Genomic DNA, 12,234 nt, shown 5'->3' with positions numbered 1-12,234 from the left:
ACCCGGCCGACACGATGCTCTGGCAGGACGTGTTCCCCGGAACCACCGCCGATGCCGGGATCGCCGACGGGCAGGAGTTCGAGGTTGCCGGCACCACGCTGGTGGCCCTGCACACCCCCGGGCACTCCCCGGGTTCCACCTGCTTCCATGTGGAGTCCCTGGGCACCCTGTTCTCCGGGGACACGCTGTTCAACGGCGGTCCGGGTGCCACCGGGCGCAGCCACTCGAGCTTCGAGACGATCATCGACTCGATCCGCGAACGCCTGCTCACCCTGCCGGCGAGCACCGTGGTGAACACCGGCCACGGGGATGCCACCACGATCGGGGCCGAAGCACCGAACCTGGACGAGTGGATCAAGCGCGGCCACTGACCGGCATTGATCCGCGGCGTGGGCGGCGAAGGCACGGTTTTCAGTGTTTTCGCCGCCCACGCCCTTGTTCCATGAACAGGCAGCCATCGCGGTTGGTGCCTTCGGCCTGGGTACCTGCGACCCGAGGATGGCCGCCTCACGATGAATCCACCAACCAGCGAAAAGGACACAGGCAATGGACCTGATCATCACGTGGGCCATTTTTTGTGTACTCGCGGTGGGTATTATCCATTCCGTCAGGACGGAACGGCCAGCCCGCTCGGAGCCTGCACACCGTGGCGGCAAGCCGCTGCCTCGCAACCGCGTCGCGAGAGTGTTCGCCTCATTCCAAGTCAAGGCCTGGTGCTTGATCTTCTGCGCGGTTGCGTTCCTCATTTCGGCCGTCATGGGAACCGCCGACGCATTGTTCTGACCGGCATCCGCAACTTCGTGCCCGAATCCTGGATGCCGTAAACCAGCAAACGCCTTTGACCTGGGATGGCAAAGGCTTCAAGTTCTCAGCTCACCGCACGTGCCCTTGTATCGCGTAGCGAACGCAGCCTTCATGAGAAGGCCGAACATCTCGGTGAGGTGGACAGCGACATGCGCATGCCGGGCAATCAGGTCGGCGCTGTCGCCCAGTGCCACGCGAACCGGGTCCAGTGCCGGCGTGAGGGGGTCGGCGGCGGCAGCACGCAACAGCGCCAGGCGCTGCGGACCGGAGGCATGGCCGAGTTCGAATAGCACCCAATGGAACAGGTGCATCAGGGCCGTATCGCGGTCAAAGCCTGCATGAGTGGCCATGGACGCTTTCTCCTCCGGGGCGAGGTCGAACCCGCGGCAGAGCGCCAGGCCGAAGTCCGTGAACAGCAGCCTGCCCTCGTGTACGAGGATGTTGCCCGGATGCACATCGAAGTGCTGGAAGCCCTGGGTTTTCATCCAGGCCGTGGCGTCGAGGACCTGGGCGACCACGTCGGCGAAAACTGTCACCCCGGTGCCGGCGGCCAGGCTTCCGCGCAGCCAGGCGCCCAGCGTCTCGGGCACGTACTCAGGGAACAGCACCATGCCATTGGGCGCGTCCTTCATTGCGGCGAGCTGCCGCCGGACCTCAGGCCAATGCGTACCCCACTGGCGTTGCGGTACATCGCCGTCGAATTCATGCAGGTCCGTATCGCATTTCAGGTCAACGACCCGCCACCCCAGCAAAAGCGGGAAGAAATCCACCGCTCCATCCCGAACCCACGCCGAGGTCGCCCGGTGTGCGGCAAGTTCCCGCCCGGCTCCGTGGGTGGGGCTTCCTATCCCGTAGTGGCTGACAAAGGGAAGCCGGGAAGCGCAGGGCCGTGGAGGTCGGATCGGCCTCTTCGATGCTGGTCAGCGGGAGCTGTTTCACAAAGACGGTCGTTTCACCGATACGGGCCGACTTCGTGGTTCCCCCAATGCCCACGCCAACGGGCTCGGCAGCTTCGATGAGCCGACGCACGCCGTCATCATCGAGCCCGGTGAGTACGTCGGAGAGTCTGTTGGCGTTCTCAATACGTGCCGTCATCACTACACCCTATGGGTTGGCTCCCGGCTTGCTCGGCATATCGATGTCCTGATCCCAGTGGCTGAAGCGTCGGGCTGTCACGCGGGGAGCGTGGAGGTGGAGGCTCCTGTCGCCTGGGACCTCGACACGGTCGTTGTGGGCGGCGACGAAGGTCGCCGCACCAAACGCGCCAAGGTGCCTGGCTTCGTCCGTCCTGCTTCGCCTAGGCGCCCGTTTTCCGGGCGATAACGGTGTAGCTGCAAGGTACAAGATCGCGCTCGGATTCCGGCCATGCGTAGCCGTCCGGCACCTCGACCATCCGGGGACTGAACCTCCACGGCAGCGACCTGCCCTCGTCGAAGCGAAGAATCTGCAGCCCGGCACCGATAAGGGCGTTGAGGATATCGGCGATGGGGTGTGCCCATTGGAAAGTTCGAGGGTGGGCCACTTTGCCCTCTCCGACGTAGGTGGACTCGTCATCCCACATCTGTGCCTGGCCGTTGCCAAAGTATGGGTAGCGAAGCCGTAGCCCGGCGGCATGTTCATCAATGGCATAGAGGGAAGGATGCCCATCGCGGATGTAAAACGTCCCGCCGGTCCGCAGGAGCCCCGCAATTTGGGTTGCCCAACGCTCCAGATCCGGAAGCCACGTGATGGTTCCGATGCTGGTGTAGACGAGGTCGAAGTCGCCGTCGACGGCGGCCCGGGCGTCAAGGACGTCGGTTTCCACCCAGGTGGCTTCGAGGTCCAGACGATCTGCCAGCCCAGCGGCGGATTCCAGGGCGGAGGGGGAGAAATCGACGCCCGTGACCCTTGCCCCTGCCCGAGCCAGGGACAACGTGTCCGTGCCGATGTGACACTGGAGATGGCACACATCCAAACCCGAGACCGTGCCGGCTGGGAGGAACGGAGCGAGTGCCCTCAGATCGGTTCTGATGACTCCGGTCAGGTGGTCGGGATCATCCAAGTCACTGACCGCGTATGCCGTTTCGTGCAGGGGAACTCGGTCTTCCCAATTGTCGCGATTACTGGTGCGTGCGGATTCCCAATCGATCTCAATTCGGCTATCGCTCATGGAAGTCGAGTCCATGCAGAACCCCGGCGTAGTTGGTAGTCGTTTCTTTCCGACGCTTGGCCCCAAATGCAGGCCCACGCCTCCTCAACCAGGCACCCCTGGCATACTGCATGGGACCACGGGTGGCGCATCTGCCCGCTCACCTGTTTGCCGCGCAGAGCTGTCTTCTTCATGGAAAGACCTCCGGCCAACGTTCTGCGCACGGATAGCCAACGAGCGCGTGGGCGGCCCTGGACTCATGGACAGGATTTCGAGAGTCTAGTCATGCAGGAGAACTTGGTAAAGGTTGTGGTCCTGCCACGTTCCGGCAATTTGCAAATACCGCGGAGCCATCCCGATCTGCCGGAAGCCCGCCTTCAACAGCACCCTTTGTGAGCCGAGGTTGCGCAGGAGGGTGCTTGCTTCCATGCGGTGCAAGCCAAGTTTTGCACGTGCGGTTTCAACGATCACCTGCACCCCAGCTGTTGCCAGACCGCGGCCCGCGTACTCGCTGTCCACCCAGTAACCCAGTCCCGCGCTTTGGAATGGTCCACGCACGATTCCGGCCACGTTGAATCGGCCTACCAGGGTATTGCCGGCAAACAATGCCAGTGGATACCCTTCTCCGGCCTCGGTTGCTCCAAGGCGTCTGGCAATGTCAGCAGCCTGCCACGCCTCGGTGTAGTACTCCCGGGGACGCTCGGGTTCCCAGGAGGAAAGGTACTCGCGGTTGCGCACATAGGCATCGGCAAGCACTGCGGCATCAGCCGGGCACAGGATCCGCATATTGACTTCTTCACTCAGCTGGCATGTTTCAAACACGAGTCAAGATTACTGCCGCCAACGATGCCGATGGCGACACCCAGACAGCTGGAGCATCACTTGGCACCGAAAACACCTGGGCACCGCCCCCGTCGAAGGTCCACTTTGCGGATGACTCAGCAAAATGCGGACGAGGATAGGCCGCCGGCACAACCGCTGCCGGCCTACGGCACCAACAGCCGGCGGATATGACCCTGCCCTCGACCATCGCGTCCAACGCCTCTGCCTTATTCCCTCGCCCAGGCTGGCGACCGGGCCGACGGCCTCGTGGCCCAGCGCCATGGGCAGCGGCCGGGGACGGGAGCCGTTGATGACAGCGAGGTCCGAGTGGCACAGCGAGGAGAAAGTGATGTCCACCCCGACCTCCCCGGCGCGCGGGTGCGGGGTGGCCAGCTCCTGGATCCCCAACGGATGGCTGTCGGCGCAGGGAACATTCGCACCGGCGGGCAACTCGCGCAGGATCGCGGACCGCATCACGCGTTCCACCCGCCGTCTAGCACGTAGGAGACCCGGTGACAGTGGCAACCGGCCCCAAGGCCAGGAAGGCAGCGAGCGTTGCGACCTCGTGCGGCACGATGAGCCGCTTGATCGCATACTTGGTGGGCATAACCGTTTCCAGCACGGCGTCCTCGTCGATCCCGTGCATGGCGGCTTGGTCCTTGCTCTGCCCTTCGACCATGCGGTGCGCGCATATCCGGGGTTCACGCAATTGCTGGTGCCCCCGGGTGGTGGCCTTGGGTAATCCTTCAGGCCCGTGCTTTGGCCGCCACGTAGGCCGACTTGAATCCAGAGGCGCGCAGGCGGTGGATGGAGGAAATGTTGATGATGCGCCCGTTGCCCCGCTGGTACATATCCGGAAGGGCCGCACGGGTGAGCAGGAAGTGAACCTCGAGCATCAGCGTGAGGATCCGGTGGAAGGCGGCGGGCTCGAAGTCCTGGATCGGGGCGACAGCCTGGACCCCGGCGGTGTTGATGAGCACGTCGACCTCCAGCCGCGGCGATTCGAGGGCGGCGGTTTCCAGGAAGCCCATTTCCCACGCTTCGCCGTTGATCTCCCGCGCCAGCACGTCGGCCGCGGCCTCGTCGCGGTCGGCAACGATCGGGTGTGTGCCCTGGCCGGCCAGCGTACGGGCGATGGCTGCGCCCAGTCCCTCGGCACCTTCGGTGGCCCGGACGCGTTTGCCGGCCAGAGGGGTGTCCAACGGCTGATAGTGGGTGGGCGCCGGCATCTCGGCCATGTCGTGTACCTCCGGGGGCGGGCAATGCCCGGTGCATTGGGCCGGGTATTGCCCGGTCCCTCCCGCCACGCAATGCCCACCTGCGCACAGGACGCGTGGGTGCGGCGTTTAGGGATCCAGGCGTGCAGCGGCGAGCACCTGGGCCAGGTGCATGCCCCTCGCGTCGGTGCCCTCGGAGATCTGGGTGCGGCAGGAAAACCCGTCGGCCAGCACCAGGTCCCCCTCGGCTCGCCCGCGGATCGCCGGGAAGAGCTCGCGCTCGCCGAGGGAACGGGAGAGCTCGGCGTGCCCGGGCTCGAATCCCCAGTTTCCGGCCAGCCCGCAGCACCCGGTTCCGATCTCGCGCTCATCAATGCCGAGGCCGGCAAGCACCTTCGCGGTTCCGGAGTGGTCGCCCAGCGAACGTTCATGGCAGTGCACCTGGGAGACCGCCCCGGCGTCCAACGCGCCAAAGGGCCAGGCGGCACCGGGCTTGCCGCCTGCCGGCAGGTGCCTGGCGACCAGGTCGCCGAAGGGCAGCACGGCGGCGGCCAATGCGGCTGCGCGCGGGTCCTCGGGGACCAGCTCGGTGATTTCGTGTCCCAGCATCACCGTGCAGGAGGGCTCCAGCCCGATGACCGGGTAACCGGCATCCAGCAGCGGTTCCATGACCTTCAGCGTGCGGCCGATGACCTTCCGGGCGGCATCCAGTTGCCCGGTGGAGTGCCAGGTGAGCCCGCAGCAGACGAAGCCGTCGGGGATGATGACGTTGTAGCCCAGGGCCTCGAGCACCTCGACGGCGGCCTTGGCCGGGGAGGTGTCCAGGTGGTTGTTGAAGGAATCCGGCCAGAGCACCACCGTGGAGCCGGAGGTTGCATTGGGTCTCGGCCGTTTGGCGAACCACCGCTGCAGGGACTCGGGGGCGAAGGCGACCATGGTGCGGGTCGATTCGATGCCGCCGAGCTTCTTGGCCAGGCGCTCGACCATCTTGATCCGCAGCAGCGCGTTGGTGGTGCCGGCCGCACCCGGAACCAGGTGCAGGATCCGGGTCAGGATCGGCAGCCAGCCCATGGTGTAGTGTGCCATGGGGCGCAGCCGCTTCTCGTAGAAGCGGTGCAGGAACTCCGACTTGTAGGTGGCCATGTCCACGTTGACCGGGCACTCGGAGGCGCAGGCCTTGCAGGACAGGCACAAGTCCAGTGCTTCCTTGACTTCCTCGGAGCGGTAGGCCGAGGGCAGGGTTTCGCCGCGGAACATCTCCGAGAGCACCCGGGCCCGTCCCCGGGTGGAGTGCACCTCGTCGCCGGTGCCCTGGAAGGAGGGGCACATCGCGCCCTCGTCGGAGCGGCACAACCCCACCCCGACGCAGCGGTTCACGCCGTTGAGCAGCGATCCCCTGTCACGGGAGAGCGCATGGACGGGCGACAGCTCGAAGATGCGCTGGCCCGGGCCGGGCCGCAGCCGGTCATCGATCCGCTCGGGGTCGATGAGCACCCCGGGGTTGAACAGCCCGGTGGGGTCGAAGATGTTCTTGAAGTCCCTGAAGGCACCCATCGCTGCCCCGCTGTACATGGTGCCCAGCAGTTCGGAGCGGGCGCGCCCGTCCCCGTGTTCCCCGGAGAGCGATCCGCCGTAGCGGGCCACGGTGCGTGCGGCGGCTTCCATGAAGGAGCGGAAGACCGCCACACCTTCCTCGGTGCCCAGGGTGAAGGAGATGCGCACGTGCACGCAGCCCTCTCCGAAGTGGCCGAAGGGAATGCCGCGCAGGCCGTGCTTCGCCATCAGCGCGTAGAGGTCGCGCAGGTAGTCGGCCAGGTGCTCCGGCGGAACCGCCGAGTCCTCCCAGGAGGGCCAGGCCTCCCCGCCATCGGGCAGCCGGGTCACGATGCCGGCGGCGGCCTCGCGGATCCGCCACAGCGTGCGGGCCGCTGCAGGATCGGTGACGACCGCCGCGTCAATGGCGGTGACCGGGTCCGCGGCCAGGTATTCGTTGGCCAATGCCTCGGCAATGGCCCGTGCAGCCTGGGGAGTGTCCCCCGCGGTTTCGCAGAACAGCCAGCCGCCCGCCCGCTCGATCGACCCGTAGGCTCCGTCCATGCCGGGAAGGTGGGCCCCTGCCAGTTCCTGTCCGGGCCGCGAGCGAAGCGCGTCGAGCAGGTCCCCGCCCATGCCTTCTGCGGTGGTGATGCCGGGCCGACGCATGGTGGCGGCGGCTGCCGCGGCGTCGAAGACCGTTGCGAAGGCGAGCACGGCCAGGGCAGTCGCCTTGGGCTTTTGGACCAGCTTCACGGTGAGCTCGGTGATGATGCCGCAGGTTCCCTCGGACCCGGCGAAGGCACGGGCGGTGTTGAACCCGTTCTCCGGCAGCAGGTGGTGCAGACCGTAGCCGGAGACCTGGCGGGGGAAGCGGCCGAGCTCGGTGCGCAGCACCGCCAGGTTCCCATCGCGCAGCTTCTTCAGCGCCGCATCCAACTCGTGGTCATCGGTCCCGTTGGCGCCCAGGGTGGCGGTGGATCCGTCGGCGAACATGACCTTGATGGACTCGACGTTGTCCGCCGCGGTGCCCCAGGCCAGGGAATGGGATCCGCAGGCATTGTTGGCGACCATGCCGCCGACGGTGCAGCGGCTGTGGGTGGAGGGATCGGGCCCGTAGGTCAGCCCGAATTCGGCCGCCGCATCGCGGAGCTTGTCGCACACGACCCCGGGCTGGATGCGCGCGGTGCGGGCGACCGGATCGATCGACAGGATCTTGTTGAAGTAGCGCGAGGTGTCCAGCACCAGTCCCTCGCCGATCGCGTTGCCCGCCACCGAAGTTCCGCCGCCGCGGCTGGTGACACCCAACCCCTCGGAGCGTGCGTAGGCCAGGGCCAAGGCGATGTCCGCCTCGCTGCGCACCTCCAGCACCGCGGCCGGGACACGCCTGAAGATCGAGGCGTCCGAGACATAGGCGGCTCGCGTTCCCAGGTCGGTGCGCAGGCGCGAACGCATCTCGGCGGCCGCATCAACCGTGGTGGGCATGGTTTCCATGGGAAGGACCTCTCTTCGGGGGCAAGTGAAGCCAGAGTAACATGTTACATGCAATCGGCGATATGGTCGCGTCAAGAAACACCCGTCCTCCCGCCTGTGCCCGAAAAATGAGAGAATCAGAACATGACTAGTCCCGATTCGCGCACCTTGCCCCAACGCGGGCAGTCCCTGACCGACCAGGTCATGAACCACGTGCGCCACGCCGTGGTCACCGGGGATATGGAAGTCGGACGGCTCTACAGCGTCTACCAGCTCGCCGAGCAGCTGGGCATCTCGCGCTCGCCGGTCCGCGACGGACTGCTGCGCCTGGAAGAGGCCGGACTGATCGAATTCTCGCGCAACCGCGGATTCCGGATCATCCCCACCAGCCCGCACGACGTGGCGGAAATCTTCTCGCTGCGCCTGGCCCTCGAGGTGCCGGCCGCACTTCGCGCCGCCCATGCCAGCACCCCGGCACTGGCCGCCACGTTCAACGACCTCGAGGCCCGCATGCGCTCGGCCGCCGAACGCGGGTCCCTTGACGAGTTCTTCGACCTTGACCAACAGGTGCACGACACCATCCTGGGCGCCGCAGGCTCCAACCGCGGCCGCGGCATCGTGAACCGGCTGCGCGATTCCACCCGGCTGCTGGGTGTCTCCACGGCAGGGAAGGAACGCTCACTCACCGAAATCCTGGGCGAACACGCTCCCGTCATCGAGGCCATCAATGCCGGCAGGGGCCAGGAGGCAGCCGCAGCCATGCGCGAACACCTCACCCGCACCGGACAGTTGCTGGTGGCCCAGGCCATCACCGACCAGCACCTCGACCTTGACCCCGACGAGCTCTGGCGGGAATTCACAACCGGATACTGACCAGCATTTATCCGCCTTGGCCATGGCATACTGATGCCCATGGATGACACCGCTCCCCCGCCGCAAGAACCAGCACGCGCACCGCGGACCAGGCTCCCGGCCCTCGCCGGAACCCTCGCCGCACTCTTCCTGCTCGCGGGCATCCTGGTCTTCGCGCTCGGCCCCCGGGCAGACGCCTCGTTTGGCTGGTTCGCCTACGCACCGTTGAGCGAATCCATGTTCATGCCGGGCATGCACTTCTTGACCACGGCGCAACTCACCGGCTGGTTGCTGCTTGCCCTCGCCGCCTGTGCGGCAACATTCTGGGCCGGGCTCATGGCCGGCCGCCGCTCCCGCTGACAGGCCCTGGTTCGGGCCCTGCCTAGGTTTCGACCAGTTCGGCGTGCAGACCGTATTCGGCAAGCAGGCCGGTGATGAATCGATCTGCCGTGTAGCCGGGAAGCAGGTCGTCGGCCGCGCCGACCGTGGCCGGGTCCATCTCGATCCCCATGGCCCGGTAGACCGAATCCAGCACCGCGCGGATAGGTGCCGAATCCTCGATCACGAACACGCTGGAAAACAGCCAGGCCCCCGACACCACCCGTTGGGCGGTGCCCACCAGCTTGATGGCGTTCCGCGCCCTGGACCCCACGCCGGGCACGCCGTGAACGCTGTAGTCACCGGCGCAGTATTCCCCGGGGATCGCCCCCACCCGCGCGTCGATCCCCGAGGTGCGCAGGGCATCGGCATAGAGCTTGCCCAGAACCTTGAAGCGGTGCTGGTGGCCCATCATGGCCTCGGCGGCCGGCTCGACGTGGTCCACGATCACCGTACCCGAGTGGTAGGCCGCAGCCCGTCCCCCTGCCTTGCGGACCACCGGGGCAAAACCCTGCTCCAGGGACTCCACCACGGCCCGGCCGTACCCCTCCAGCCGCACATCGCGCTGCCCGAAGGCCACCGTCGGGTTCGGGCGGTAAAGCCGCAGTGTCGCCGGCGCACTGCCCTCGCGCACCGCGTTCAGCAGCGTGATCCCTGCCATCAGATCCGCCTCCGCATCGCCCGTCGGGTCCTCGACGCGTACGTGAATGGCGTGGTCGACATCGGGATTCCAAAGACTCATGGGCACGATTCTAGGTCCGGATGCCCCGCAGGGAATAATGGGTGTCGTGCCGAAACAACAAACACCCCTGATACTGCTCGGAGGGGCCTCCGGATCCGGAAAATCCTACCTGGCCCACCGCTTCGGCCGGCCCCATCTGGAGCTGGACAACTTCTACCGGGAGATCTCCGAGCACACACCGGCGGCGCCGTTGCCGCAGACCGGATACGGGGAAATCGACTGGGACCATCCGGGCACCTGGAATTGCGAGAAGGCCGTCGATGCATTGATTGAATTGCTGGAATCCGGGCAGACCCAGGTCCCCAACTATTCGATCAGCACCTCCAGCTACGACGGGACGTGCGGGATCGAACTCAATGGCGGTCCGCTGCTGTCCGAGGGGATCTTCGTGTCCGAGATCCTGGCACCGCTGCAGCGCCTGGACGTCGACGTCCAGGCGTACTACATCGACGTTTCGCCCGTGTCCACGGCCGTCCGGCGCTTCGTGCGCGACGTCAAGGAGCGACGCAAGCCGCTGGGGTTCCTGCTTAAGCGCGGATACGCCCTGTTCCGTGCCGACCGGCAAATCCGCGGCAGGCACCTGTCCGCCGGGTTCACCCCGATGAGGAAGAATGCCGTCAAGGCGATGCTGTCGTCGTTGGCCAGCTAGGCGCGGGCCCGGACAAGGTTGGCGAAGGGCAAGCGTCCGTAAGATTGCTGGAACTGCGCATGGTAGTTCGCTTGGGCCTCGTTGAGCGCATCCGCAGGCAATTCCTTCCATGCCACAAGCAGGGACCCTGCATCGGCCAGCTGCCAGATCAGTCGGCCGTCCCAGTGCCCCGGCGGCTTTCCGTTTCCAAAGTCCACGAATTCCTGGATCTGGCGTCGAAGCCCGCGGTTGCCCTTGCTTCCGGGGCCGGCCTTGCCGATGAGCAGCACATCCGCATCCGCCACCCATTCGGCGGACAGCTCGGCGTTGGCCATTGAAGGGTTCTTCTTCTTGAAAACCCCTGCGGTGCTCTTGGCGAGGAACCGCGGCTCAAACCCCGCAGGACGCAACACGGCGAATATGCCCTGGTGTTGCGGAATCCGGTTGACCTCAAGGGCCCCGATGGGCCGGAATCCTGCGAATCCATTGTCTTTGAGTGCTTTTTTGTCTAACTTCATCGGATTCCTTGGATCTGGGCGGCGGGATTGTTGTTGGGCTTTTTCCCGCGGGTGCGGTGAATCGCACCTCCGATGCTACCCGGCCGGAGTGGCGCAGCATTTCCTGGTCCCTCGAGGTGCCCGAACCCCGAGCCTGCCAAACCCTGCGCCCATTGACCGCCGCTGCCTGGTTGGAGAGACGCCGCCCCTGCGGTCCCGGGCCCACGACCCATCGTGGCTGCCTTGGGCCAAAAGCATTCGCAAGCCGGAAGCCGGAAGTTGATTCAGCGGCTGCGGAGGGATTCGGCCCGGTCGAGTCGCTTCGGCCAAAGCTGCCGGTTGACCAAGCTCACTCAGATGAAAAGGGCTGTCGGCTTCACCCATGTCCGAGTGCGGTGCAGCCCCCGGCCCTTGACCAATGCCGCGGACAGGGTTGCAATGGATGCAGGAGGCCCGGCATCCCAAGAGTCCGGACCCTGGACCTGGAGGTGGCGTGGTGCTCGCCCCAATCCTTGGAGCGCTGGCCATGCTCGCTGGCGTCCTGACGACATGGGTCGTCAACACCCGACCTGCCTCCGAGCAGGATCCGGACGCCCGGTTCTGGTATGTCTTCACCGGCGCGTGCGTGGCGGCACCGTTGGTCCTCGGTGCAACCGTGATCGACCGTGGGATCGGCGTCGCGACATTGGCCACGGTGGCAGGTACCGTCCTGGCCGCCAACAAGTATTCCTCCCACATCTTACGGCGCCGTGTGGACGCAGAGCACGATTCGATTCTGGCGGCCGAACACTCGGACCTTGCCGCACGACATGAAACGGTGCTCCGGGCCTGGAGCCGCTATGAACTGGATCCCGAAGCGGCCATCAACCATCCGTCAATGAACGACGTCGGCAACCCGCCGACCGCGGCCCTCGTCCGGGCACTGGCTGCAGCCGAGGACCTTCGCCATCACCGCCAGGAACTTCCCTCGAGCCGGTCCGGAGCCGACTACCGGCAAGCAGTCCTCGAACTGGAAGCAGCCTTCCGGCATGCCGAACTGGCCGGTGGACGGATGCCCGGTGACTCTATAGGCATCCCGAACAACGCCCTGCGCAGGGACGTGGCGGACACGCTTCGACCTTGGTAAAGGCCCTGCCTCGGTCGTGGCATCAAGACAGGAG

General features: G+C 66.0%; 13 protein-coding genes and 1 pseudogene. 6 read left to right on the top strand and 8 right to left on the bottom strand.

Features of this window, described 5'->3' with window-relative positions; all coding sequences use genetic code 11:
* Together DQ353_RS02635 and DQ353_RS02630 are read left to right on the top strand one after the other, a co-directional pair.
* A partial coding sequence (locus tag DQ353_RS02635) for an MBL fold metallo-hydrolase (protein ID WP_146755183.1) occupies window positions 1-371 on the top strand: 371 nt, incomplete at its 5' end.
* Window positions 372-546: 175 nt separating this feature from the next.
* Window positions 547-783 carry a hypothetical protein gene (locus DQ353_RS02630; protein WP_113761208.1) on the top strand — a complete coding sequence of 79 codons (237 nt, stop codon included), beginning with the start codon at window positions 547-549 and terminating at the stop codon, window positions 781-783.
* 77 nt (window positions 784-860) lie between these two features.
* Here DQ353_RS02630 and DQ353_RS02625 read toward each other — a convergent pair whose 3' ends face one another.
* From DQ353_RS02625 to DQ353_RS02600, 6 genes and pseudogenes are all read right to left on the bottom strand, one after another.
* Window positions 861-1,574 (bottom strand): phosphotransferase, encoded by a 714-nt coding sequence (locus tag DQ353_RS02625; protein ID WP_113761207.1) that lies wholly within the window; start codon window positions 1,572-1,574, stop codon window positions 861-863.
* A gap of 527 nt (window positions 1,575-2,101) precedes the next feature.
* Window positions 2,102-2,953, bottom strand: coding sequence for a class I SAM-dependent methyltransferase (locus DQ353_RS02620; RefSeq protein ID WP_113761251.1), 852 nt, complete (start codon window positions 2,951-2,953; stop codon window positions 2,102-2,104).
* A gap of 258 nt (window positions 2,954-3,211) precedes the next feature.
* Window positions 3,212-3,754: a GNAT family N-acetyltransferase gene (locus tag DQ353_RS02615; protein WP_286166558.1), complete on the bottom strand. Its 543-nt coding sequence runs from the start codon at window positions 3,752-3,754 to the stop codon at window positions 3,212-3,214.
* A gap of 9 nt (window positions 3,755-3,763) precedes the next feature.
* Window positions 3,764-4,228 (bottom strand): alcohol dehydrogenase catalytic domain-containing protein, encoded by a 465-nt coding sequence (locus DQ353_RS22485; protein ID WP_113761205.1) that lies wholly within the window; start codon window positions 4,226-4,228, stop codon window positions 3,764-3,766.
* Window positions 4,228-4,956: pseudogene (locus DQ353_RS02605) on the bottom strand (SDR family NAD(P)-dependent oxidoreductase). The gene DQ353_RS22485 and the pseudogene DQ353_RS02605 overlap by 1 nt, the downstream one beginning before the upstream one ends.
* Window positions 4,957-5,100: 144 nt before the next feature.
* A complete protein-coding gene (locus tag DQ353_RS02600) occupies window positions 5,101-7,989 on the bottom strand; it encodes an FAD-binding and (Fe-S)-binding domain-containing protein (RefSeq protein WP_502696365.1) in 2,889 nt (962 codons plus the stop codon).
* A gap of 132 nt (window positions 7,990-8,121) precedes the next feature.
* Here DQ353_RS02600 and DQ353_RS02595 point away from each other — a divergent pair, with 132 nt between their 5' ends.
* Together DQ353_RS02595 and DQ353_RS02590 are read left to right on the top strand one after the other, a co-directional pair.
* Window positions 8,122-8,850 carry a GntR family transcriptional regulator gene (locus DQ353_RS02595; protein WP_113761203.1) on the top strand — a complete coding sequence of 243 codons (729 nt, stop codon included), beginning with the start codon at window positions 8,122-8,124 and terminating at the stop codon, window positions 8,848-8,850.
* Between the two features lie 39 nt (window positions 8,851-8,889).
* A complete protein-coding gene (locus DQ353_RS02590) occupies window positions 8,890-9,189 on the top strand; it encodes a hypothetical protein (protein ID WP_146755182.1) in 300 nt (99 codons plus the stop codon).
* A gap of 22 nt (window positions 9,190-9,211) precedes the next feature.
* Here DQ353_RS02590 and DQ353_RS02585 read toward each other — a convergent pair whose 3' ends face one another.
* Window positions 9,212-9,949, bottom strand: a complete 738-nt coding sequence (locus tag DQ353_RS02585; RefSeq protein WP_113761201.1) for a lipoyl protein ligase domain-containing protein — start codon at window positions 9,947-9,949, stop codon at window positions 9,212-9,214.
* Between the two features lie 37 nt (window positions 9,950-9,986).
* Here DQ353_RS02585 and DQ353_RS02580 point away from each other — a divergent pair, with 37 nt between their 5' ends.
* Entirely contained in the window at window positions 9,987-10,598 is a 612-nt protein-coding gene (locus DQ353_RS02580) for a uridine kinase family protein (protein ID WP_113761200.1), read from the top strand.
* On the opposite strand, the gene DQ353_RS02575 is transcribed toward DQ353_RS02580, so the two are convergent.
* The gene (locus DQ353_RS02575) at window positions 10,595-11,095 is read right to left on the bottom strand and encodes a hypothetical protein (RefSeq protein WP_113761199.1); all 501 of its coding nucleotides are present in this window, start codon (window positions 11,093-11,095) and stop codon (window positions 10,595-10,597) included. The genes DQ353_RS02580 and DQ353_RS02575 overlap by 4 nt on opposite strands.
* A gap of 472 nt (window positions 11,096-11,567) precedes the next feature.
* Between DQ353_RS02575 and DQ353_RS02570 the strand changes: the two genes are divergently transcribed.
* A complete protein-coding gene (locus DQ353_RS02570; RefSeq protein ID WP_113761198.1) occupies window positions 11,568-12,200 on the top strand; it encodes a hypothetical protein in 633 nt (210 codons plus the stop codon).
* Window positions 12,201-12,234: the final 34 nt, after the last annotated feature.

The organism is Arthrobacter sp. AQ5-05 (assembly GCF_003287975.1).
Taxonomy (GTDB): Bacteria; Actinomycetota; Actinomycetes; order Actinomycetales; family Micrococcaceae; genus Paeniglutamicibacter.
The sequence above is the reverse complement of the archived record's forward strand: the minus strand, read 5'-3'. Positions and strand labels throughout refer to the sequence as shown.